Source organism: Acinetobacter sp. ANC 3781 (genome assembly GCF_004331285.1).
Lineage (GTDB): Bacteria > Pseudomonadota > Gammaproteobacteria > Pseudomonadales > Moraxellaceae > Acinetobacter.
Genome location: NZ_SJOH01000029.1, coordinates 1 through 22,254, shown reverse-complemented (window position 1 = coordinate 22,254; position 22,254 = coordinate 1). Strand labels below are relative to the sequence as shown.

23 protein-coding genes and 1 pseudogene are annotated in these 22,254 nt (G+C 42.4%); 17 read left to right on the top strand and 7 right to left on the bottom strand.

The genetic code is table 11. The features are described 5' to 3' along the window. Positions 1 to 325 precede the first annotated feature (325 nt). Genes moaCB through E0H89_RS15820 form a run of 5 tightly spaced genes read left to right on the top strand, consistent with a single transcriptional unit; the run spans position 326 to position 4,602 of the window. A complete protein-coding gene (moaCB, locus tag E0H89_RS15840; RefSeq protein WP_131218406.1) occupies positions 326 to 1,249 on the top strand; it encodes a bifunctional molybdenum cofactor biosynthesis protein MoaC/MoaB in 924 nt (307 codons plus the stop codon). Beyond that, the gene (locus tag E0H89_RS15835) at positions 1,249 to 2,478 is read left to right on the top strand and encodes a molybdopterin molybdotransferase MoeA (protein ID WP_131218404.1); all 1,230 of its coding nucleotides are present in this window, start codon (positions 1,249 to 1,251) and stop codon (positions 2,476 to 2,478) included. Before moaCB ends, E0H89_RS15835 begins: the two co-directional genes overlap by 1 nt. Positions 2,479 to 2,492: 14 nt before the next feature. After that, the gene (gene modA / locus E0H89_RS15830) at positions 2,493 to 3,254 is read left to right on the top strand and encodes a molybdate ABC transporter substrate-binding protein (protein ID WP_131218402.1); all 762 of its coding nucleotides are present in this window, start codon (positions 2,493 to 2,495) and stop codon (positions 3,252 to 3,254) included. 27 nt (positions 3,255 to 3,281) lie between these two features. Beyond that, complete coding sequence (gene modB, locus E0H89_RS15825; RefSeq protein WP_131218400.1) at positions 3,282 to 3,965, top strand: molybdate ABC transporter permease subunit; 684 nt, start codon at positions 3,282 to 3,284, stop codon at positions 3,963 to 3,965. A 1-nt stretch (position 3,966) separates the two neighbouring features. After that, complete coding sequence (locus E0H89_RS15820) at positions 3,967 to 4,602, top strand: ATP-binding cassette domain-containing protein (RefSeq protein WP_131218398.1); 636 nt, start codon at positions 3,967 to 3,969, stop codon at positions 4,600 to 4,602. Positions 4,603 to 4,951: 349 nt separating this feature from the next. Here E0H89_RS15820 and E0H89_RS15815 read toward each other — a convergent pair whose 3' ends face one another. Then, positions 4,952 to 6,349, bottom strand: a complete 1,398-nt coding sequence (locus tag E0H89_RS15815) for a heavy metal sensor histidine kinase (RefSeq protein ID WP_131218396.1) — start codon at positions 6,347 to 6,349, stop codon at positions 4,952 to 4,954. Then, complete coding sequence (locus E0H89_RS15810; protein ID WP_131218394.1) at positions 6,346 to 7,017, bottom strand: heavy metal response regulator transcription factor; 672 nt, start codon at positions 7,015 to 7,017, stop codon at positions 6,346 to 6,348. Before E0H89_RS15810 ends, E0H89_RS15815 begins: the two co-directional genes overlap by 4 nt. Positions 7,018 to 7,191: 174 nt before the next feature. Between E0H89_RS15810 and E0H89_RS15805 the strand changes: the two genes are divergently transcribed. The 10 genes from E0H89_RS15805 to E0H89_RS15760 all read left to right on the top strand — a co-directional run bounded on the left by E0H89_RS15805 (position 7,192) and on the right by E0H89_RS15760 (position 16,806). Continuing rightward, positions 7,192 to 7,635, top strand: coding sequence for a GlcG/HbpS family heme-binding protein (locus E0H89_RS15805; protein ID WP_131218392.1), 444 nt, complete (start codon positions 7,192 to 7,194; stop codon positions 7,633 to 7,635). Positions 7,636 to 7,668: 33 nt separating this feature from the next. Beyond that, positions 7,669 to 8,067, top strand: a complete 399-nt coding sequence (gene uraH / locus E0H89_RS15800; RefSeq protein WP_131218390.1) for a hydroxyisourate hydrolase — start codon at positions 7,669 to 7,671, stop codon at positions 8,065 to 8,067. A gap of 551 nt (positions 8,068 to 8,618) precedes the next feature. Beyond that, positions 8,619 to 9,170: a lipocalin family protein gene (locus tag E0H89_RS15795; RefSeq protein ID WP_131218388.1), complete on the top strand. Its 552-nt coding sequence runs from the start codon at positions 8,619 to 8,621 to the stop codon at positions 9,168 to 9,170. 136 nt (positions 9,171 to 9,306) lie between these two features. Continuing rightward, positions 9,307 to 10,290 carry an acyl-CoA desaturase gene (locus E0H89_RS15790; protein WP_131218386.1) on the top strand — a complete coding sequence of 328 codons (984 nt, stop codon included), beginning with the start codon at positions 9,307 to 9,309 and terminating at the stop codon, positions 10,288 to 10,290. Next, positions 10,290 to 11,576 (top strand): NAD(P)/FAD-dependent oxidoreductase, encoded by a 1,287-nt coding sequence (locus E0H89_RS15785; protein ID WP_131218384.1) that lies wholly within the window; start codon positions 10,290 to 10,292, stop codon positions 11,574 to 11,576. The genes E0H89_RS15790 and E0H89_RS15785 overlap by 1 nt, the downstream gene beginning before the upstream one ends. A gap of 9 nt (positions 11,577 to 11,585) precedes the next feature. Continuing rightward, complete coding sequence (locus E0H89_RS15780) at positions 11,586 to 12,380, top strand: DUF1365 domain-containing protein (protein WP_131218382.1); 795 nt, start codon at positions 11,586 to 11,588, stop codon at positions 12,378 to 12,380. Continuing rightward, positions 12,377 to 13,573 carry an SAM-dependent methyltransferase gene (locus tag E0H89_RS15775; protein WP_131218380.1) on the top strand — a complete coding sequence of 399 codons (1,197 nt, stop codon included), beginning with the start codon at positions 12,377 to 12,379 and terminating at the stop codon, positions 13,571 to 13,573. The genes E0H89_RS15780 and E0H89_RS15775 overlap by 4 nt, the downstream gene beginning before the upstream one ends. A gap of 27 nt (positions 13,574 to 13,600) precedes the next feature. Continuing rightward, entirely contained in the window at positions 13,601 to 14,380 is a 780-nt protein-coding gene (locus E0H89_RS15770) for a DUF1295 domain-containing protein (RefSeq protein WP_131218378.1), read from the top strand. An 8-nt stretch (positions 14,381 to 14,388) separates the two neighbouring features. Further along, entirely contained in the window at positions 14,389 to 15,438 is a 1,050-nt protein-coding gene (locus E0H89_RS15765; protein ID WP_131218408.1) for an SAM-dependent methyltransferase, read from the top strand. A gap of 45 nt (positions 15,439 to 15,483) precedes the next feature. Further along, entirely contained in the window at positions 15,484 to 16,806 is a 1,323-nt protein-coding gene (locus tag E0H89_RS15760) for a sensor histidine kinase (RefSeq protein ID WP_131218376.1), read from the top strand. Between the two features lie 5 nt (positions 16,807 to 16,811). On the opposite strand, the gene E0H89_RS15755 is transcribed toward E0H89_RS15760, so the two are convergent. The 5 genes from E0H89_RS15755 to E0H89_RS15735 form a co-directional block, all read right to left on the bottom strand. After that, on the bottom strand, positions 16,812 to 17,498 hold the full coding sequence (locus tag E0H89_RS15755) for a response regulator transcription factor (RefSeq protein ID WP_131218374.1): 687 nt from the start codon (positions 17,496 to 17,498) through the stop codon (positions 16,812 to 16,814). A gap of 17 nt (positions 17,499 to 17,515) precedes the next feature. Further along, on the bottom strand, positions 17,516 to 18,016 hold the full coding sequence (locus tag E0H89_RS15750; RefSeq protein WP_131218373.1) for a chalcone isomerase family protein: 501 nt from the start codon (positions 18,014 to 18,016) through the stop codon (positions 17,516 to 17,518). Continuing rightward, positions 17,986 to 18,564 carry a nuclear transport factor 2 family protein gene (locus tag E0H89_RS15745; protein ID WP_424619435.1) on the bottom strand — a complete coding sequence of 193 codons (579 nt, stop codon included), beginning with the start codon at positions 18,562 to 18,564 and terminating at the stop codon, positions 17,986 to 17,988. The genes E0H89_RS15750 and E0H89_RS15745 overlap by 31 nt, the downstream gene beginning before the upstream one ends. A 242-nt stretch (positions 18,565 to 18,806) precedes the next feature. Next, positions 18,807 to 19,511, bottom strand: a complete 705-nt coding sequence (locus E0H89_RS15740) for a nitroreductase (protein WP_131218369.1) — start codon at positions 19,509 to 19,511, stop codon at positions 18,807 to 18,809. A 115-nt stretch (positions 19,512 to 19,626) separates the two neighbouring features. Next, positions 19,627 to 20,397, bottom strand: coding sequence for an enoyl-CoA hydratase/isomerase family protein (locus E0H89_RS15735; protein ID WP_131218366.1), 771 nt, complete (start codon positions 20,395 to 20,397; stop codon positions 19,627 to 19,629). A 314-nt stretch (positions 20,398 to 20,711) separates the two neighbouring features. Between E0H89_RS15735 and E0H89_RS15730 the strand changes: the two genes are divergently transcribed. Together E0H89_RS15730 and E0H89_RS15725 are read left to right on the top strand one after the other, a co-directional pair. Continuing rightward, positions 20,712 to 22,067 (top strand): MFS transporter, encoded by a 1,356-nt coding sequence (locus tag E0H89_RS15730; protein ID WP_131218364.1) that lies wholly within the window; start codon positions 20,712 to 20,714, stop codon positions 22,065 to 22,067. 1 nt (position 22,068) lies between these two features. Next, a pseudogene (locus E0H89_RS15725) lies at positions 22,069 to 22,254 on the top strand (electron transfer flavoprotein subunit beta/FixA family protein); the annotation flags it as partial.

The window sequence follows — 22,254 nt, the reverse complement described above, 5'->3', positions numbered from 1 at the left end:
ATTAAAATGTATTTTTTAAACTGTGTTTTTTATGAGATAATTTAAATTAAAGTTATTGCACTTTAATTTAGCTTTTTCTCTCGTTCTATGAATCGAATAAAGTAGGGCTTAAATAATTAAATAGAATTTAAAGCTTGGGTTTAGGAGTACAAGCTATAAATATTGTTTTAGAAAGTAGTCCTTACATTATATTCGAATATGAAACTAATATTTATAAGAAAAATTACCTGGAAATTGATCCAATTTTTTTCTCTCTTTGCTCAGATCAGCTAAAAAAGCAGTAAATACATGTTAGTTTGAATGGCTTGAACAATAGGAATACGTAATGAAAAATGTCGGGATGAAGGCAGAGAGTTACCGGACTGCAGTGGCCACAGGAATTCTGCACGCACCGCCACATTGCATTGAGTTGCTCCGTAACGGTAATACTGAAAAAGGTGATGCTTTAAAGACGGCACGCATTGCGGGAATTTTAGCGGCGAAACGTACTGATGAGCTGATTCCGCTGTGTCATCCATTGCCGATTTACCGTGCCGATGTGGAATATGAACTGTTTGATGCCCATGTCGAGATTAGCGCAGTTGTCGAAACCATTGGGCCGACCGGGGTGGAAATGGAAGCCTTGACCGCAGTCAGCCTGGCCGGGTTAACGCTGTATGACATGCTGAAACCGCATTGTGAACCGGAAGATTTATGCCTAGATCAGGTTAAGTTGCAAAAGAAAAAAGGCGGCAAGTCCCATTTTATCCGTGCCTTAAAAGAAGCCTTGCCGGCTTCGGTCATCGTGCTGTCCGATACCGTGGCTGCGGGCAAGAAACCGGATACTGCCGGACAGAATGTGCTGGAAATTTTGCAGGAAGCCAATTTCAATAATATTTCATATCAAGTGATTCCAGACAGTCCGGAACAGTTACTCGAACTGATCGCACAGCAAAAAAATCACTATCCACTGATTTTGACGGTGGGTGGTACCGGGCTGGGGCCAAAAGACTTGACCGTCGAAACCCTTCAGCCTTTATTAAAACGGGAAATTCCCGGACTGATGGAAGCCTCGCGCAGTTTTGGACAAAAGCGTACTCCGTATGCCGCCTTAAGTCGTGGCGTAGCCGGTTACATCGACAACAGTCTGGTGATGACCTTACCGGGCAGCCGTCAAGGTGCCAAAGAATCCTTGATTGCAGTACTGCCTGCCTTGGTACATTTATTTGATGTACAAAAAAACATTCCCCATGCAGGAGGATATGAATAATGTCGGGATGCGGTGCTGAACAGGGATTGATTACGGTAGATCAGGCTTTGGAACTCATTTTAAATCAGACCAAATCCTTAATGCCTGAGACTGTTGAATTAAATCAGGCTTTAAACTGCTATTTGGCAGAAGATATTTATTCCGCTATCAATCTGCCCTTATTTTCTCAAAGTGCGGTGGACGGTTATGCCATATGCGCAGAATCGGCGATTGAACCGCATACCGAATTTGAACTGATCGGTGAGATTCAGGCCGGGCATCTGTCTGAATTGCAGCTTAAGGCAGGCCAAGCGGTTCGAATTTTTACCGGCGCTAAAATTCCATTTGCAACCACCACGGTGGCCCGTCAGGAAATTGTTCATGTTGTTGATTCAACCCGAATTACCATAACTGAACACTTAAATGCCAATGCCGACATTCGCGATGTAGGAGAAGAAATTTCAGTCGGGCAAATACTGGCGAAGAAAGAACAACCACTCTCTGTGGGTGCAGTGGCTTCTTTAAGTATGGCGGGCATTCAAACGGTTGAAGTGTTTCAATATCCCAAAGTTGCAGTAGTGATCACGGGGGATGAGGTAGCGAAAACACTAGAGGATTTTGCAACAGGTAAAATCTTCGATGCCAACGCACCCCTGATCCACGCTTGGTTTCAGAATCAAGGACAGCAGGTGGAAATTTTCCATGTGGCAGATACCGAAGCAGCGGTAAAAACCTTACTGCAACATCTATCGCAAAGTTATGATCTGGTTTTAACTACCGGTGGTGTGTCAGTCGGGGATTATGACTTTATTCGACCCGTGACTTTGAGTTTAGGTTTTGAACAAACTTTTTGGAAAGTCAAACAGAAGCCGGGCAAGCCGATGTTTCTTGCACAATTAGAGCGGGAGGATGCTTCACCTTGTTATTTATTGGGCTTGCCAGGTAATCCTGCGGCAGTGTACGTGGGTATGCAAATTTATACCTCAACTTTGCTGAATGCTTTGCAAGGACAAAAACAGCCGCCGAATTGGTTCAGTGCAGTACTGACTCATGATCTGAAAATAGATGCAAGAGAACGCTTTTTAAGAATGTCGGCCAGCTTTGATCAGGGAATGTTACAGGTTAAAAGTTTGTCTAAACAACAGTCGCATATGCTGAGCAATTTAATGCAGGCCAATTGTCTGGTCAGAATTCCTGCGGGCGTTGCTTTATCTGAAGGACATATTGTCCAAGGCTTATTTATTAACTGAGACGGAAAATACAGATGAAAAAATTCCTGTTTTTATCAATGTGCCTCGCTACGACATTTTCCTCAGCCCATGCCGGGGTAGTCAAAGTCTATGCGGCCGCAAGTCTCAGCAATGCCATAACCGATCTCGCCAAGATTTACCAGGCCAAACATCCGGAAACTAAAATTGTATCTGTATTTGGTGCTTCATCCGCTTTGGCAAAACAGCTGCGAGCAGGTGCGGGCAGTGATGTGTTTTTTTCGGCCGATCAGGACTGGATGAATTATTTAGTGCAAAAAAATATCATCAGTTCAAACTCGGTCAAACCCCTGCTGTTTAATCAACTGGTGGTGATCAGCCCGAAAAATCTCAATATTGCATTTAAAGCCCAGCCTGATTTTAATTTTGCCCAGTCTTTCAAAGGACATCTGTGTACCGGGCAAATGGAATCCGTTCCTGTAGGTAAATATGCCAAACAAAGTCTGATAAAACTGAACTGGTTAAACAGCTTGAATGGACGGATTGTCGGAACCGATGATGTGCGTTCGGCTTTGGCCTTTGTGGAACGTGGTGAATGTGAAGTGGGGATTGTCTATAAAACCGATGCACTCATCAGCCAGAAAGTCAAAATGATTGGAGTTTTACCGGACAATTCCCACAGCCCGATTGTTTATCCACTGGCGTTGACCAAACAGGGTGCAAAAAATAAAGAAGCCCTACAATTTGAACAGTTTGTAAAAAACAGCCATCCCGCCAAAAATATTTTCCAGAAATATGGCTTTAAGCTGAAATCCTAGGCAGATGCAGCAGGAGACAGCGAACCCATGTTAAGTCCTGAAGAACTGAGTGCATTGTATCTGTCGGCCAAAGTGGCTTTGTTTGCTACGCTCACGAGTCTGCCTCTTGCTATAGCCATGGGCTGGTATTTGGCGCGTTATGAATTCCGGCTGAAGTTTCTGGTCGAAGCATTATTACAGCTTCCGATGGTGTTGCCGCCGGTTGTTCTGGGTTATCTGCTTTTGGTCCTGTTCGGCAATCAGGGATGGATTGGAAAATATTTAAATACCCTGGGCATTCAACTGGCTTTTAACTGGAAAGGGGCCGTGCTGGCCTCGATGATTGTGGCGTTTCCATTGATGGTGCACCCGATTCGTTTGTCTTTTCAGTTAATGAACCGACAGTTAAACCAGATCGCCGGTTCACTGGGTGCCGCACCATGGAAGGTGTTCTGGAGTATCAATTTACCTCTGGCAATTCCCGGTATCTTGATAGGAAGCATTTTATGTTTTAGCCGAAGTCTGGGGGAATTTGGTGCAACCATTACCTTTGTCGGGAATATTCCCGATGAAACCCGCACCATTCCGATTGCGATTTATTCATTTCTGCAACAGCCCGATGGTGAAAACATGGCAATGCGGCTGGTTGCCTTATCCTTGGTTTTGGCCTTTTCAGCCTTAATCGCCAATTATTTTATTCTGCAAAAGTATCAACGTAAATTGGGAGCTTGAAATGTTGAAATGTGATTTTCAATATCGGCATGCCGATTTTAGCTTGAATGTTGAACTGGAGATGCAGCAACCGTTATTAGGCATCGTCGGGGCATCGGGGAGTGGTAAAAGCACCTTGCTAAAAAATATTGTGGGTTTGCTCAAGCCACAGCAGGGTTACATCCAGTTTAATCAGCGTATCTTGCTGGATACAAAGCAAAACATTCATGTACCGATGCATCAACGTAAAATTGCTTTAATTTTCCAGAATGCCTTGCTGTTCCCACACCTGAATGTACAGCAGAATCTACGTTATGCAGAAAAATTAGTAGCTAAACCGGAACGAAAATTCCAGTTTGAAGAAGTGCTGGAATTACTGGAATTAAGACCCCTGATTCAGCGTAAAGCGAACCAGCTGTCAGGCGGGGAAGCACAGCGGGTTTCGATTGGCCGTGCCTTATTATCTTCACCGAATTTGCTGTTGCTGGATGAGCCTTTAACCGGACTGGACAGTAAACTGAAACAGCAGATTTTACCGTTTTTTAAGCGGATGAAAGATGAGCTGGATTTGCCGATGATTTATGTCACTCATCATCCTGAAGAACTGGAATATTTAGGGGCAAATATTCTGCAGTTAAACCAAGGGCAAATGACTTAGTAAAAAATAAATAAATTTTAAGAAGGAATTGTTTATTAAAAATAATATGTTATTTAAATCAGTTGGTGAAATAAATTTAATTTGCTTAAATTATTCATGTTGCCGCAGGTTATATGATGGGAAGTTTGCAAATAGATACGGGTATCTGTGAAATTATTGCAGATTTTATGCAGAATGTCTTTTTTCACAAAAGGAAAAGACTTCAGGAACCGGTTTTTAGTACAGACTATTAGATTATGTAGCTTCCTAAATATAGTCCAGACTTAAATCGAATAGAAAAAATAGGATCGAGAGTAAAAGAAATTTGAAATAAGTTTAGAGTTAAAAATACGGATAAATTGTTTAAAGACTACGGTAAGGATTTATTTGGTCTTTTATTTTTGGGTAATGACAGACTAAATACGATCCCATCTTCAGTATTTTCAGCGCTTGCTTGTCCACCATGCAATTGCATAATAGAGTTGACTATAGCCAATCCTAATCCCCCCGTGTGTGCTTTTTCATGCCGGCTATCATCGACTTGATAAAAGCGTTCAAATAAATGGGACAGATGTTGTTCTGCAATCCATACCTTTGGCGTCAGAACCTCAATTTGAATCATATGGTTTAATTCTTTGGCTCGTAGCATAATTTCACTATTCGTTTCACCATGTGCAATTGAATTACTGAGTAGATTTGCCAGTGCACGTTCTATTAATAATTGATTTGCAATCAGTTCTAATTCTAGTGCAACTTCAAGTTTAAAATGGATGTTTCTTTCATCAGCGAGAAAACTGAAGTATTCAACTAAGCCTTGCAGCATGCAATATACATTGAAGCATTGTTTTTCAACCAAATAATCACCATGTTCGACGCGAGCAATAAACAACATACTTTCGATCATTTGGTTCAGACGCTCATACTCTTCTAAATTTGAGTACAGCACATTTTCTAATTCATGCAGCTCTCGTGGCCGTGAAAGTAAAATTTGTGTTTGTCCCATCAAATTGTTTAATGGCGTTCTCAGTTCATGGGAAATGTCTTCAGAAAAACGTGCCAGTTGCTGATAAGCGGATTGAATTCTTGCCAGCGTCGCATTCATGGCTTGACTGAGTTCATGTACTTCAAGGGTGTTACTTTGAATTTCAATCCTTTGATTAGACTGCGTTATACCGATTTTTGTCGTGGCATGTATCAATTGTTGCATCGAATTTAGAATATAGCGGCCGGCAAACCAGGCCATCAGCGTCGAGCATAAAATCCCCAGAACGCTGTATAAAGCCAGTTTTGACCGATATTCAGAAAGGGCATTTTGCCCTTCAGCCAGTTGTTTACCGGCAATCAGTTGATACCGATCAGCTTTGAATTCTAATTGCTTAAAGGCTAGTCGTGTCGAAGGATTCTTGGCTTGATTATCTTGAAACTGGAGTGACGATGAAAATGCTAAGGCGGGAATATGCACTTTTAATGGATTGATTTGAATGAGTTTGCCATTTTGATTTCGTAAAAGAAGTAAGTTGTCTTCTTGCCCCAGCATGTTTTCGTAGAGCTTAGGATGTTGGACCAATAGCGCAAAACTTTGTGCATCTTCCAGAAAAATTTCAATCCGTTCAATCCGTGCTGCTAATGCCTGATCCTGCTGGGTTTGGATCATGGTTTTCATATTGTGATAGGACAATAGGGCAACGCTGCAAAATACCACGCAGGAGACCAGACAAAAAGCGATACTTAATAGGGTGGTTAGGTTTAATCGGATGGGTTTTTTCATGGCAGCTCATCAAGTTTATATCCCATACCACGTACCGTATGAATCAGTCTGGGACTAAAATGATCATCAATTTTGCTGCGTAGTCTGCGAATAGCAACGTCTACGACATTGGTATCTGTATTAAAATTAATATTCCATACCATGGATGCAATTTGACTGCGAGTCATGACTTGACCTTGATGCTCCATCAACAGTTGCAATAGCGCAAATTCTTTCTGACTCAGCTCAATTTTTTGTCCATCACGCTGTACTTCGTGTTTTAAGCGGTTCAAGACCAAATTAGACACTTGGTAAGCCTCTTGTTTCATTCGTGGGGCACGCCGCAGTAGACTTTTGATCCTTGCCAGTAATTCAATATAAGAAAAGGGTTTGCTGAGATAGTCATCTGCGCCGAGCTCAAGCCCTTTAACGCGATCCAGTACATGATCACGAGCCGTGAGCATGAGTACAGGAATTTGACTAAAGGTTCTGAGCGTTTGTAATACCTGCCATCCATCCAGGTCAGGCAACATCACATCAAGTAAGGCAAGGTCAAACTTCTGTTGTTGTAGAGACGACAGGGCTTCAACCCCATTTCTTGCGATAGCGGTGCTGTACCCCGATTCATTCAGCCCTTTTGCCAGATAGTCAGCAATTTTGACTTCATCTTCAATAATTAAGATATGCATCTCAGTAGTTTATCTTCTTTTAAACAGATTTAGATTACAAATCGGTAATCTGATTGTCATGCCGAATTGCATCATTTCTTTCTAAGATATGTCCACGATCAATTGAAACATATTGCCACAATGAACGCTTTCTTTATAAAAAAGTCTCTCGTAGCACTGAGTGTCTCATTTTTAATGAACGCTTTTGCACATGCCGAGTTAAAAACAGGCTACATCATGCCACTCGAAACCGCAGAGCTGATGGCTAAAAATGTCATGCATGCTTGTCAATTAGAGGCAAAACCTGCTGCTGTGGTTGTGCTCGATCAGGGTGGTAATGTACTGATTAGTCAACGTCATGAGTCTGTTGGCATTCATAACTTGATTGCGGCAGAACGTAAGGCATTTACGGCGTATTCGACCAAAACCAATAGCTTGGATTTTATGCGTAATGCACAGAAAAACCCGGATGCGCAGAACTTGAATAGTCTACCCGAATTGCTCTTGCTCGGCGGGGGCATACCGGTGGTTTATAAAAATCAGTTTTTAGGTGCAGTTGGTGTCGCAGGTGCCGGTGGCTCAGTTCAAGACCATCAATGTGCGCAAAAAGGCGTAGAAACCACTTTAAAAACACTTTAAATCACTTAACACTATCTATTGGAGTCAATTTTTATGAAAAAGTCACTTATATTTCTGGGTGGTTTGTTGATCTCGAGTTGGGTAATGGCTCAAAACCCTTTGAGTGTACATGTCCTGAACTTGGAAAACGGTTTGCCGTCCTCCGATGTGAAAGTCACTTTGGAAGAACAGAAAAATGGTCAATGGGTTCAGATTTCAGAAGCTAAAACCAATCAACAGGGGCGTATCAGCGCATTATTTCCAGAAAATAAGCCGTTCAATACAGCTCTATATAAAGTCACCTTTAAAACAGGCGACTGGTTTAAGCAAAATAACCAAAAGACTTTCTTTCCTGAAGTGCCTGTCATTTTTCAGGTTGATGGTTCAGTCAAACATTACCATATTCCACTCCTGTTGAGTCCTTATGGTTACTCAACCTATCGTGGAAATTAAATCAATTATAGCGCAGGATTAATCTTATAAAGTTCGAGCTCTGAGCACTTTAATATTTTAAGCGCTGTGAATACCACCGATTTTGTAGACACTCTTTAGTTCGATAAAACGGCTAATTAACGCGGTGTTTACAATCGTCATTCAAGAGTTAATCCCTAGGTCATTACCATCATTACCCGCGGGGCAGAGGAAGTTCACTGACAAAAAATTCCCCGCAGTCCAACCCAGATGTACAGTTTAATTGTAGGGTTTGTGGAGGTGGGCGAAACGCTTGGGGAAGCTATGCATCGTGAAACTCTCGAGAAAGGGGCTTCAGGTCAAAAACATTCAATATCGGGCATCCAGCCATGACCTATTCTGAGCAACCTGATGAGGGCAGTTATAGCTGAATATCATGCTGGTGACAGGCGAAATGTCAAATACAGGAGAATGAACTGAGTGAGGCTCGGTAAGCTGCGTTAATCCGGCATCCTGAATTTTATGCTCTGCTCTTCACACTTTTTTCACTTCAGTTGCACTATCTTAATAATAGAATCAATTAAGGCTCAAAAATGAATACTCTATTAAAGTCAATTGCGGGTACGGCACTGGCAATCATCAGCTTAAGCTTATCTGTCACTGCTCAGGCAGAAACAACTGCACCCCAAGCGGTAGATAAAGTCGATATTCAACAGTATGCAGGTAAGTGGTATGAAATTGCCCATTTACCGATGTATTTTCAACGTAAGTGTGTTGCCGATATTACAGCTCAATACAGTGTAAACGCTGATAAAACGATGGGTGTATTAAATAGCTGCCGTACTGCAGATGGTGAAATGATCCGTTCCGAAGGTGTTGCCTATCCGCAGAATGAAGGCAATAGCAAACTTAAGGTGAGCTTTTTACCTAAAGGTCTAAGATGGTTGCCATTTACTAAAGGTCATTATTGGGTATTACGCATTGACCCTGACTATAAGGTTGCACTGGTGGGTGGGCCAAGCGACAAATACTTATGGATCTTGTCTCGTGAGCCTCAGATAGAGGAGGCAACTTATCAATCTTATCTGCAAACAGCACAACAGTATGGCTATGACATCAGCAAGTTAGTCAAAATGCCGCATTAATCGAAAAGCCCTTTGCCGAACTGCTAATCTCTCCTTTCACAGTTCGGCTTTTTTTATTCTGCTTCACATAAAATTGATATCAATGCGATTAAACTCCTTGAAAGAAAATAGAATATTTTACTATTAGGATAAATCCATGTTGAACAGTCTGATGCGATGGGTTGATAGTTGGTCTATGTCTGTGCAGGCAGAAACGATTACGGCTGAAAGTACTCAAATCCAGTGGTTTCGCATCTTGCCGTTTATTCTGTTGCACCTTGCTTGCTTAGCGGGGTTTTGGGTCGGGGTATCCTGGTTTGCAATTGGTTTTATGCTGGTCTTTTACCTGATTCGCATGTTTTCAATTACTGCATTTTTTCATCGATATTTGTCGCATAAGACCTTTCAGACTTCACGTGTGATGCAATTTATTTTTGTATTACTTGGCACAATGAGTGCACAGCGTGGACCGCTATGGTGGGCAGCACATCACCGTTACCATCACCGTTATACTGACACCATCCAAGACCCACATTCATCCACACATGGGTTTTGGTACAGTCATGTGGGCTGGTTTCTGAATGAATATAACTTTGCTACACGTAAAGAAGTGATTAAAGATTGGCTCAAATATCCTGAACTGATCTGGCTGGACCGTTTTAGTCTGCTTGTGGTGCTGCTCACTGCGAGTGGCATTTATACGCTGGGAGAATGGCTTGCTCTGAGCTATCCTCAACTGGGCACGTCGGGTCTACAGCTGCTGGTATGGGGGTTTGTGATATCCACCGTTTTACTGACGCATGCCACCTTATGTATTAATTCACTGGCCCATCACTATGGCAGCCGTGACTTCGAGACAGAGGATCAAAGCCGAAATAATTTATTTTTGTCTATTATTACCTTAGGTGAAGGTTGGCACAACAATCATCATTATTATGCCGGCAGTACCCGTCAGGGTTTCTACTGGTGGCAAATTGATATGACCTATTACATTTTAAAAATCATGTCTTGGTTCGGACTGGTCTGGGGTTTGAAACCGATTCCATCACGTGTGTATGAGATCAGCAAAATTGCGCAAGCCAGAAAACAGAAAAAAGCAGCAAAGAAAGGCGCTCAAAATATTCAATCTGGGGAATCATGATGAAAATTGCAATTATTGGCTCAGGCATTTCTGGGCTGTATGCCGCGTGGAAACTAGGCAAAGTGCATGAAGTTACCATATTTGAAAAGAACAATTATTTTGGTGGGCATACCGATACCCATCAGCTCAATATAGATGGAGAGCAAGTCGCAGTTGATAGTGGTTTTATTGTCTTTAATGAACATAACTATCCATTGTTTTGTGCAATGCTGAAAGAGCTCGGCATACCCTCACAAAGTAGTGATATGGGCTTTTCCGTCAACAATCAGGTCACAGGGCTGCAATACAATCCTTCCAAAAAATTCTCTTTACTGCGACGACCACAAAACTTCCTGAAATCTGACTTTCGCACGATGCTGTCCGATCTGTTCAGGTTCTATGCAGCCAATAAAGATCTGAATGTTGAACAAATCGATGTAGGGCTCAGTATTGATGAATATTTAAATCAACATGCTTATTCGGAGGCTTTTCGTCAGGAGCATCTCTACCCGATGTGCGGTGCGCTGTGGTCTTGTCCGGTCGAGCAGGCTGGGCAGATTCCGTATAAATTTGTGGTGAGTTTTTTTCAGCATCATCGCATGTTGCAACTCAAGGAGCGTCCATTATGGCAAACCGTGAAAGGCGGTTCAGCATGCTATGTTCGTGCGATCCAGAAGCAGGCCAACAACATTAGCTTCCGAAAGACCGGGGTTGAATCTGTAGCACGTACCGCACATGATATCTTGATTGAAACCAAGCAGGGCGTAGAACGCTTTGACTGGGTGGTCTTTGCCAGCCATGCCGATGATAGCCTGAAGTTACTCAAAGACCCTTCCACACGGGAACAGGAGGTATTAGGTAATTTTCGTTATCAGGCTAACCGTATGGTGGTGCACTCGGATATCAGCATTATGCCAAAATCCATACATCAGTGGGCAAGCTGGCATGTACACGTCACCCCGAGTCAGGCATCCGAGCACACGCCGTTCCAGAACAGTGGTATTCATTATGGCTTTAGTTACTGGATGAATAAGCTGCAAAACCTCAACTGCAACACTCAAATCTTGGCCACACTCAATCCAAATTTTGCCATTGATCCGAAAAAGATATGGGTAGAACGACATTACCGTCATCCGGTATTTGATGCTAAAGCCATTGAGGCGCAAAGCCATTGGGCCGAGGTAAATGGTCAAAATCGCACCTCCTACTGCGGAGCTTACTGGGGGTGGGGCTTCCATGAAGATGGGGCTCGCAGTGCCTCATGGGTTGTGGATCATTTGCTGAAAAAGGCTGGCCAAGCCGCTTAGGAGAGTCAGATGCGTATGTATCCACTGGCTGTTGCTTCTGCACAGATTCGGCATCGCCGTTATTTACCCAAAGCGCATGAGTTTAGCGCACAACTGACTTACTTATGGTTTGATCCTGATCAAATTAAAACCTTTACCCAAAAATCCTGGCTTTGGTCCTCTAGCCGCTGGAATTTTCTGACTCTGGATGAGCGGGATTTTCTGGACATGGAATGTGGCTCGATTCGGCAGAAAATTTCCCGTCTGCTGATCAAACAAGAAAACTATCGATTAACCCATGCCGATGCCGTAAGGGTCTTAGCTTTACCGCGCACACTCGGTTTTCGCTTTAATTCGGTAGTGTTTTACCTGGTCTTTGATGCGACCGAGCAGCCCGTGTTTGTGCTCAGTGAAATTACCAATACACCGTGGAATGAACGTAAAATCTATATCCATGATTGCAGAAAAAATGCAGTGGTACATGCACCGTATCGAACTTATCAGTTCGACTTTCAAAAAGATTTTCATGTATCGCCGTTTATGCCAATGGCGTTGGATTACCACTGGCACTTCAGCTTTTCTGATCAGCAGAATGTAATTCATATGCAGTTATTTGAGCAAAATGTACTGCAATTTGATGCAACCATGAGTTTTAGCCTGCAGAAGATCACAGTTCCTTCACAGCAGCATCGTTATGCTGTATTTAAGGTCTTCGAACCCTTCAAGATGGTCATGGGAATCTACCTTAACGCCTTTCGTTTATGGAAGAAAAAAATTCCGTTTTACCCAAATCCTAAAAAAGATAAAGGAAATACATTGCTATGAAAACATTGTTAATGGGAGAGCTGAGCACATTACCTGTGGTACTGCGCCATTTACTGAAATTACAGCATGGTCAGCTGATCTTTAAAGGGGTCTGGAACGGAATAGTTGGGGAAAGCAGTGACTTGCATGCAGTGATTCAGGTACATGACACACGTCTCATGGATTTACTGTTCAGAAATGGGGTTCTGGGTGCAGCGGAAGGCTTTATTCTGGGTTACTGGAGCAGTGATGATCTGGTAAAGGTGATCCAGATTTTGGCACGCAACCGCGATGTGCTGGACCGAATGAATCAGAATGCTGTGGTTAAGGCCAGCCAGTTCTTTTTAAAGACTTGGTATAAATCACGTAAAAACTCAATTGATGGCAGCCGTAAAAACATTGCCGAGCATTATGACTTGAGCAATGAGTTTTTTAAGCTGTTCCTTGATTCAAGCATGATGTATTCAAGTGCCGTGTTTAAAGAGCCAAGCATGAGTCTGGAACAAGCATCAGACTATAAAAAAGAGTTGATCTGCCAGAAACTGCAGCTTCAGCCGATGGATCATCTGGTTGAAATCGGCAGTGGCTGGGGTGGTTTTGCCATTTATGCCGCCCAGCATTATGGCTGTAAAGTCACCACCATCACCATATCCAAGGCCCAGTATGAAGAAGCTGTGGCCCGGGTGATAGCATCGGGACTGTCGCATCGGGTCGATGTACAGCTCAAAGACTATCGGCTGCTAGAAGGTAAATACGACAAACTGGTCTCGATTGAAATGATTGAAGCCGTGGGCGAACAGTATTTACCGACCTATTTTAATAAATGCCGTCAGCTGTTGAAACCGAATGGTTTGGCACTAATTCAAGCGATTACCATTGAAGATGCACGTTATGAAAAATCCCTAAATACCATCGACTATATTAAGCGTTATATTTTCCCGGGAAGTTTTATTCCGTGTATCAGTGTGATGACTCAGGTGGCATCAGCACAAAAACTGCGTCTAAAGCAGCTTGATGATATTGGGCAAAGCTATGCAGACACCTTGAGCTGCTGGCGTCAGCGTTTTCTAGCACAGCGGGATGAAGTATTGCAACTTGGCTTCGATGAAAAATTTATACGCATGTGGGATTTTTACCTGTGTTATTGCGAAGGTGGCTTTAGAGAAGGTGTCATCAGTGATGTACACCTGCTGTTTGAAGCCAGTGCTTACTGAGTACCAATAAAATAGGGGGATACTGAGATGCTGCTTAATTTATTTTTAGTCAATATTTTTATTATGCTATGCAGCTGGATACTGGTCACCTATAACAAGCGTGCGGGACTGGTCGACGTTAGCTGGAGCTTTAGTATTGCACTGAATGTGATTGTAGCGGCTTGGGTAGTGGAAGATGCTCCTGTGCTGGTACGGGTGTTTCTGGGACTGGCAAGTAGTATCTGGTTTTTAAGACTGAGCTGGCATCTGCTGCGTCGTTATGCCAATGAAACCAAAGAAGATACCCGTTACGCCAATATGCGCCGAACTCTGGGAGAGTATCAGCATTTGGGATTTTTGGCATTTTTCATCTTCCAGGCAGGTCTAGTGCTGCTGTTTTCCTATCCCATGCTGGAACTGCTGAGTATTCCAGCACAGCAGTGGAATGGATGGACTGTCCCTGCCGTTGCACTGGCTGCGACAATCATGCTGGTGGCATTGATCGGTGAGACGACTGCCGACCAGCAACTGTATCGTTTTAAGCTTGATCCGCATAATCAAGGTAAAACGATGGATCGGGGTTTATGGAAATATTCACGTCATCCCAATTATTTTTTTGAATGGCTGCACTGGTTTGCCTATCCAATCTTAGGCTTGGCAGCAGGACTGTACGGACTTTGGGTTTATCCGATTTTGATGTGGCTGTTTTTGTACTACATCACCGGTATCCCATTTAGTGAACAGCAAGCCCTAGCGCACCGTGGCGACAACTACAAAGATTATCAAAGACGAACCTCAATGTTTATTCCGTGGCAACCCAAAAAGTAGGTACACAGATGGATTTTATGATTCAACCCACCCTAAAACTGATTGAAAGTGGCAAAGTGCCCGATCAGGCGATTCGAGCAGCGATCCGTCATTTAAGTAAAAAGCGCTTGGCACAAGAAGGGCGTTTTGATCCGGCTCTGGCGGCACAGCGCTACATGGATGTGTTGCAGATGCTTCAACACAGTGACATTGCGATTGAAACGGAGAAAGCCAATGAGCAGCATTATGAGCTACCGACTGAATTTTTTCAGGCGGTACTCGGGAAGCGTTTAAAATATAGCGCAAGTTTATTTAACAGCAATAAAACCACGCTTGATCAAGCTGAAGAATTGGCTCTGGCAAGCTATTGTGAGCGGGCTCAATTACAAGATGGGCAGGATATTCTTGAAATTGGCTGTGGCTGGGGCTCCTTAAGTCTGTGGATGGCAGAGCACTATCCAAACGCAAATATTATTGTCGTGTCTAACTCGGCCACACAACGCGTATATATTCAGGAACAGGCACGGTTAAAACAATTTGATAATCTGAGTGTGATCACCTGTGATGTAAATGTACTTGAGTTGGCCGCTGAATCTTTTGACCGGGTGGTTTCTGTTGAAATGTTCGAGCATGTGCGTAACTATCAGAAGCTGTTTGAGAAAATTAGCACATGGCTAAAACCAGAAGGCTTACTGTGGTGTCATATTTTCTGTCATCGTTTCCTGCATTATCCATTCGAAGTCAAGAATGAGTTTGACTGGATGTCGAAGTATTTCTTCAGTGGCGGGTTAATGCCGGCGGCATCGACATTCTTGCATTTCCAGGATCATTTACAATTAGAACAGCATTGGCAATGGTCAGGTACGGCTTATGAGCGTACTGCAAATGCCTGGCTTGAAAATATGGACCGCAACGTAAATACGCTAAAACCTGTATTTGAAAAAACCTATGGCAAAGACGCGGCTGCCTGGTGGCAACGCTGGCGGATTTTCTTTATGGCTTGTGCTGAATTATTTGGCTATGAAAAAGGCCAGGAGTGGGTCATTGGACACTTCTTGTTTAACAAGAAAGTCCTATGATACTTTCATAGCATTTAAATTAAAGATCAAGTAAGAGATGAGTTTATGTTTAAGCTGTTTCGAGACAAACGTGCTCATCCCTTAGGTGAGGTATTTAATCGTTATTATTGGTTGCAAATCGGTCTAATCGCCATGTCAGTTGTCATTGGCATTGGCTGTAGTGCCTGGGTCATTAAGGGCACTTTACTGAAAACCGCACTCGAACAGGAAATGTCACATTATTGGGAGCGTTTGGAACGTGATCCAAATGCAGAGCTTCCCGATACCAAGAATCTGTATGGCTATCGCTGGGATAGTAAAGCACCCGCGAAATTGCAAAATATGCAACTGCATGAAGGCGTAAGTCGTCATTTTATCGATGGTAAGGAGCGTATGACAGTCTATGGCGAGCGCAATGGACAACATGTGTTTCTGGTTTTTGGTGAGAGTAATGTTAATAAACTGATCTGGCTGTTTGGACTTGCCCCCTTAATGGTGAGTCTATTTGTCTTGTACAGCCTGCTGTGGTGGTGGAACCGTCGTGCGCGGCGCTATTTTTCTCCGATTACCCGTCTGGCGAATGCACTGGAAAATATTGACTGGGAACATCAGAGCAAAGAAGCTTCGCCGTTTCAGGACATTAACACCGATGCCAATATGGAAGCAGAGTATCTTAAACAGGCGCTGGAAAAATATCATCAGGTGTTGAGTGAATTTATTAACCGTGAACGTGAGTTTACCGGTGATGTCAGTCATGAGCTCAGAACGCCATTAACCATCTTAAAAGGCAATGTACAGCTGTGTCAGACCCGTTATGGTGACAATAAATCCTTTACCCGCTTGCAAAATACCATCGAAGACATGCAGCTTTTGGTCGATACCTTATTGGCCATCGCACGTAACACCACCAATACCTTAACTGCTGAAAATACTATGTTGTCGAATCTGCTGGATGAACTGGTGCAAGATTTAAACAGTGTCAGTCATGCTAAAGGTATACAGATTGATTTGCAAAAAGACCTAGATGAGCAAACCCGTAAAATCTATCCATCCATGACCAAAATGGTATTTAGTAATATTCTACGTAATGCGTTGAACTATTCTCAAGGTTCCGAAATTGATGTGGTTTTACAAAAAAACAAGGTACTCATTGCGGACAATGGTATCGGGATTCATTTACCCAACGATGCCAAAGTACAAGAGCTCTCAAATCGTCAGTTACAACTGCAGGTGAAAGGGCATGGTATTGGCCTGCAATTGGTGCAAAAGCTCTGTACGCAATTGGGCTGGCGTGTGGAATTATTTGACCGTCAGTACTATATCAGCACCCATCAGGATGTGAATTTAAGTTCGACCACAGGTTTAATTGTGGTCGTCTATTTGAACTAGGCCGACTAAGGTTCTAATGAAATTTTGAGGCCCACACCGGAAACCGTATGAATGAGTTTTTGTTCAAACGGTTTGTCGACTGTTTTGCGCAAGTTATAAATATGACTGCGCAGCGCATCACTTTCAGGCTCTTCATCGCCCCAAAGCTCCATCATGATTTCCTGTTTGGTCATGACCTTGGGGGAATTACGCATCAGAAGTTTGAGTAATTTAAACTGAATGGGAGGCAATTCAATGACTTGACCGGAACGGCTTAAATGCTGACGCGCAGGATCTAAAACCAAATCATGAATTTTGATCTGACTATTTGATACTTCGCCAAGTGAGCGTTTAATCAAGGCTCGAACACGCATCACCAATTCATTAAAGTCAAAAGGCTTGACCAGATAATCATCTGTGCCTGATTTAAAGCCTTTGAGCTTATCATCCAAAGTATCACGTGCGGTCAACATCAGTACGGGAATGTCCATACCTTGCTGGTTACGTAGCCACTCGCACAGCTCATAACCCGAGCCATCCGGCAGATTAATGTCCAGAAGTAGCACATGATAGGGACGCTGCTTAAGTAAATGACGTGCGGCATCTAAATTCCGGGCATGATCGACCACGAAGTCATGCTCTTCTAGGAACTCGCACAAGGTTGAGGCAAGTTCATAGTGATCTTCAACCATAAGCACAAAATGTTTAGACATAACCATGGCTTCTTAAATTAATTTAACAGTTGTTGCTTCAACTTAGCACTAAATGGAACGTTACCGAGCCAAATATTAAAATATTGCTGGGCTTGAGCATCTTGAATACGCCCGAGCACTCGCTGATTCAGAGAAAGTATTAATGTTTTGCTCGAATGCACATAACTAAGGCGATAAAGATCGCCTTGTTTGACTGGTCGATATAACGCCGTCACTTGATGCAAAGCCGAGCTTTCATTATAGCCATTGATGTTCTTTTTTAAAAAATGTGTTGCTGCACGTTTAAACGCCCATTCCGGAATATTTTGACTATAGGCGAAATCCATTTGCATGCTTTGGCCTTGCCAGGATTGGGCACAGTTTTCTGCATAATAGTTGGCTGTGCCGACCTGCTTTTGTCCGACCAATAATTCGCCTGTACTACATTTCAGCAGTTTATTGGCAGAAGCCAGTGGACTGATGGCACATGTCATTAACACGCTCAAACTTAAGGTGATTTTTTGAATGGCAGTACCCATGAATAAGCACCTCCTACATAAGGTAATGCACGGTATAGACCATTCGCCGGATCCCAGAAGTCTTGCTGGAAAATAATTTTATTGTTGTCATTAACCTTTATTTCACTAATGCCATAAGAGGCCATAGAACGTGTGCTACCAAACATTTTAAAATCATAGGCCATATGCCAATGCACATAAGCAGAATCATTATAATGAGACGTATTTAATAGCTTTACGGTAACATTGCTAACGCGTTTATTCATACCTTTGAAGTGCTCAACCAAGTCACTACGCGATGAAAATTGTGACAAAGTATCATTAATAAACAGCTGGTCTGCATACAGAGAACTGGCTTTTTCTACAAATTCTGGCGTACCCAGAGTATTAAAGGTCGAGGTAAATCGCGTTCCAATCTCCAGGGCTTTGGCATCATCAAGTTTTACACCTTGGATGCTGGTGCGAGCCTGACTGTAGTCTGAGGAGTAGCTGGGAATACTTTTGCAGCCTGATATATACAGCAATGGCAGCGTAAGGGCTGCTGCTATCATTTTTTTAGCGTGTTTCATCATTCTGTCCATCTTCAATCTTATTTTGCTACTTTAGACAGGATGTCGTGAATAGAATGTGAAGATGAAACGCTGTTGATAGAAAATGAATACAGTAAACATTGTTAGATTCCAGTCATTTTTGCAACCTGATAGGGATGAGAAGATAGAGACTAGGTCTGTACAAGGCGGCAGAAGCTGCCTTGTATATATCTGTAAGGCTGAAATTAAAGGCACATTCGGCGTCTTTCCACTCTTTAGGCTTAATCATAAAAAGTAGCAAACTCTTCAACAGTAACACGTGGTGTATGTAATTGATTAACCACTTGAGTTTGGTCCGCATAACCTAGTGCAATAGCGCAAACCAATTCTTCATTTTCAGGAATACCCAGCACATTGGCAACAGTTTGATGAAATGGGTTCCATGCTGCTTGTGGACAGCTATCAATTCCACGTGCCTTGGCCGCTATCATGACATTTTGGATCATCATCGCAATATCCATTTTTGAGCCAGTTTCCAAGGTTGTACTTAAGGTAAAAAATATTCCTACCGGTGCATCAAATAACTGATAATTACGTAAATGCTGATGCTGCATTTTCTGCTGTTCACCTTTTTTAATATTCAGCAAACCGTAGAGCCCCCACCCATTTTCACGGCGACGTTCAATAAATGGCGATGTCCATTGTTCAGGATAATATTTAAACGTTTCTTGATGAAGAAGCGCAATTTCCGGCTTCTCAAAAATCTGACTTTGCGCTGTACAGACCTGCTCAATCAGTTCATCACGTTTTTTCCCCATCACCACATAAACTTTCCAAGGTTGAATATTGTTACCTGACGGTGCACGGCAGGCGACGTTTAAAATATCTTTGATAGTCTGTGTATCCAGTGGGGTATTTTTAAAAGCACGTACAGAATGCCTTGAGGTAATAGCTTGATCAACTAGGTTTTTTTGTTCTTGATGCATTTTGAATTCCTTTTTAGGGTTGAGATTGAGTATGTTTAAATTCATAGATCATTCTGGAACAAAAGTATTGGATTTAATCAATGACAGATTCCATTCTCGCTTCCAACCATCGGCATTATTTTTGAATAAAGTGTGCAGGACGTTTTTCTAGAAAAGCCTGTATGCCTTCTGCTGCATCGACTGTCTGGCTGACATTGACAAATAATTCGGCTTCTAAAGCCAAACCCGCCTGAATATCCAGTTCAGATGCTGCTTGAACAGCTTGCATTGCATATTGAATCGCAGCAGGAAATTGCAACCCGAATTCATCCAAATATTGACGACCGGTTTGAATGGGGTCACTTAAGTCTAGAATGCGGTTAATCAGTCCAATATGAAGGGCTTCTTCTGCCGTAATAATTTTTCCACTGATAATTAACTCCAGTGCCTTGGTCTGCCCCACTAGGCGAGGCAAGCGCTGGGTACCGCCATATCCGGGAATCAGGCCAAGCTTAATTTCAGGTAATCCCAGGCGTGCATTTGGGCTGCAAATTCGGAAGGTACATGCCATAGCCAATTCTAACCCTCCGCCTAAAACCGCACCATTGATACAGGCAAGCGTAGGAAATTTTAACTGATTAATTTGCTCAAATAAGTTTTGGCCGATTTGTATGGTCTTTAAATGCGCTGCCGGAGTTTTATTTTGCAGTTCGGTAATATCGGCACCTGCGCAAAATGCTTTATGACCATCACCTGTAAAAATCGCAGCGCGTAAGTTAAGAGAAGAAATTTCGGCGATAAATTCTTGCAGTTTGGCAATCATGTCTGCATTCAATGCATTTCTTGCTTCCGGCCGCTTTAATGTAATGATCGCGATATTGTCTTGGTATTTTAATTCTGCACTCATGCGCCACTTCCTTGCTTCAATGGATTTTAAAGAATAAATTCTATTTAAATTATGTCAATACATATATTTATTTTAAAAAAAAATACACTTAAACACATGTGTTTATATTATTTAAATAAATATATATGTAAATATATTGACATAAAATGAGCATTAAATTAATCTGTTAAAAGCTTGTGAAAAGCAAAAAAAAGAGTGCTAAGAACTTTAGATTTAGCTCATCAAACGAAAGATCATATCGCGATTTAAAACAATGAAAAGCGAATTTGAAATTTGTTGAATCAGAAGAATTAAAATGGACAAGGAGTAGAGTTATGCAGCATATTGATATGCAAAAAATAGCAAGTGAAGCAAAGTTTAACCGTTTCCATGCCAAAGTACTGATCTGGTGTTTAGTGATTATTATTTTAGATGGTTATGACATTGCAGTTTCTGGCGCAGCCTTACCTTCAATTATGGAACAAATGGGAGTAAGTGCTTCAACTGCTGGGTTTATGATGAGTTCTGCACTATTTGGAATGATGTTCGGTGCAATGTTTTTTGGTGGTTTGGCGGATAAAATTGGTCGTCGCTTAACCATTGTAATCTGTGTTTTTTTATTTAGTGTTTTCACTGCGGTCGCGGGTTTAGCTGAAGACCCTGTGACTTTTAGTATTATCCGTTTTATTGCAGGTTTAGGAATTGGCGGGGTAATGCCAAATGTCGTTGCACAAATGACCGAGTATTCCCCTAAAAAAATACGCACTGTAATGACTTCGTTAATGTTTTCAGGTTATGCGGTCGGGGGTATTTTAGCAGCAGTTTTAGGTAAACAGTTTATTGTCGAGTTTGGTTGGCAAATTGTCTTTTATGCTGCGGCTATTCCAGTCGTTTTAATTCCCTTTATCTGGAAGTCAATGCCAGAGTCACTCAGCTATCTAACTAAAAAGAATAAAGAAAGCGAATTGAGACGTGTGGTAACACAGATCGCGCCTGATCTTCAAATCGATAGTGACGCAAAATTTGTGAATGAGGCCAATATAAACAGTGCTAAGCCCTCTATTGGACTGTTATTTAGTGATGGACGTGCCTTTAGTACGCTGATGTTCTGGGTCGCATTTTTTACCTGTTTATTCATGGTCTACGCCTTAAGTACCTGGTTAACCAAATTGATGGCAATGTCCGGTTACTCCCTTGGTTCAGCTCTTACTTTTGTGATCGCTTTGAATGTGGGTGCAATTGTTGGAGCGATAGGTGGCGGGTGGCTGGCAGACCGTTTTCACATTAAGTGGGTTCTGGTCATCATGTATAGCTTAGGAAGCGTATTTCTGTATTTAATGACGTTGCCAATGTCGGTCAATATGCTGTATTTCACCATTGCTATCGTAGGGGCATGTACCACAGGTGCACAAATTGTTGCCTATTCCTATTGTGGACAATTTTATCCAAGCATTATTCGTTCAACAGGAATTGGCATGGCGTCGGGTGTGGGACGTTTGGGAGCAATCGGAGCACCGTTATTAATTGGTTTGATTGTGTCGCTAAATTTACCTATTCAACAAAATTTTATGGTAATTGCTTTGGCAGGTTTAATTGGTGCTGTGGCTTTATCCCTGATTAATCATAGACGTGCAGATATGGCACACGTACAGAGTGAAACCAATATTAATTTAAAAGTTGAGGAAGCATAAAATGAAAGCAGTGGTTGCTGTAAAACGTGTGGTTGATGCCAACGTTAAAGTTCGCGTTAAACCGGACAATAGTGGGGTAGACCTGACTAACGTTAAAATGTCGATCAACCCATTCTGTGAAATCGCAGTGGAAGAAGCGGTTCGTTTAAAAGAAAAAGGAACAGTTTCAGAAATCGTTGTGGTTTCT

Coding starts and splice junctions, on each gene's coding strand:
- moaCB (WP_131218406.1), top strand. CDS start 326: ATGAAAAATGTCGGGATGAAGGCAGAGAGTTACCGGACTGCAGTGGCC.
- E0H89_RS15835 (WP_131218404.1), top strand. CDS start 1,249: ATGTCGGGATGCGGTGCTGAACAGGGATTGATTACGGTAGATCAGGCT.
- modA (WP_131218402.1), top strand. CDS start 2,493: ATGAAAAAATTCCTGTTTTTATCAATGTGCCTCGCTACGACATTTTCC.
- modB (WP_131218400.1), top strand. CDS start 3,282: ATGTTAAGTCCTGAAGAACTGAGTGCATTGTATCTGTCGGCCAAAGTG.
- E0H89_RS15820 (WP_131218398.1), top strand. CDS start 3,967: ATGTTGAAATGTGATTTTCAATATCGGCATGCCGATTTTAGCTTGAAT.
- E0H89_RS15815 (WP_131218396.1), bottom strand. CDS start 6,349: ATGAAAAAACCCATCCGATTAAACCTAACCACCCTATTAAGTATCGCT.
- E0H89_RS15810 (WP_131218394.1), bottom strand. CDS start 7,017: ATGCATATCTTAATTATTGAAGATGAAGTCAAAATTGCTGACTATCTG.
- E0H89_RS15805 (WP_131218392.1), top strand. CDS start 7,192: ATGAACGCTTTTGCACATGCCGAGTTAAAAACAGGCTACATCATGCCA.
- uraH (WP_131218390.1), top strand. CDS start 7,669: ATGAAAAAGTCACTTATATTTCTGGGTGGTTTGTTGATCTCGAGTTGG.
- E0H89_RS15795 (WP_131218388.1), top strand. CDS start 8,619: ATGAATACTCTATTAAAGTCAATTGCGGGTACGGCACTGGCAATCATC.
- E0H89_RS15790 (WP_131218386.1), top strand. CDS start 9,307: ATGTTGAACAGTCTGATGCGATGGGTTGATAGTTGGTCTATGTCTGTG.
- E0H89_RS15785 (WP_131218384.1), top strand. CDS start 10,290: ATGAAAATTGCAATTATTGGCTCAGGCATTTCTGGGCTGTATGCCGCG.
- E0H89_RS15780 (WP_131218382.1), top strand. CDS start 11,586: ATGCGTATGTATCCACTGGCTGTTGCTTCTGCACAGATTCGGCATCGC.
- E0H89_RS15775 (WP_131218380.1), top strand. CDS start 12,377: ATGAAAACATTGTTAATGGGAGAGCTGAGCACATTACCTGTGGTACTG.
- E0H89_RS15770 (WP_131218378.1), top strand. CDS start 13,601: ATGCTGCTTAATTTATTTTTAGTCAATATTTTTATTATGCTATGCAGC.
- E0H89_RS15765 (WP_131218408.1), top strand. CDS start 14,389: ATGGATTTTATGATTCAACCCACCCTAAAACTGATTGAAAGTGGCAAA.
- E0H89_RS15760 (WP_131218376.1), top strand. CDS start 15,484: ATGTTTAAGCTGTTTCGAGACAAACGTGCTCATCCCTTAGGTGAGGTA.
- E0H89_RS15755 (WP_131218374.1), bottom strand. CDS start 17,498: ATGTCTAAACATTTTGTGCTTATGGTTGAAGATCACTATGAACTTGCC.
- E0H89_RS15750 (WP_131218373.1), bottom strand. CDS start 18,016: ATGGGTACTGCCATTCAAAAAATCACCTTAAGTTTGAGCGTGTTAATG.
- E0H89_RS15745 (WP_424619435.1), bottom strand. CDS start 18,564: ATGAAACACGCTAAAAAAATGATAGCAGCAGCCCTTACGCTGCCATTG.
- E0H89_RS15740 (WP_131218369.1), bottom strand. CDS start 19,511: ATGCATCAAGAACAAAAAAACCTAGTTGATCAAGCTATTACCTCAAGG.
- E0H89_RS15735 (WP_131218366.1), bottom strand. CDS start 20,397: ATGAGTGCAGAATTAAAATACCAAGACAATATCGCGATCATTACATTA.
- E0H89_RS15730 (WP_131218364.1), top strand. CDS start 20,712: ATGCAGCATATTGATATGCAAAAAATAGCAAGTGAAGCAAAGTTTAAC.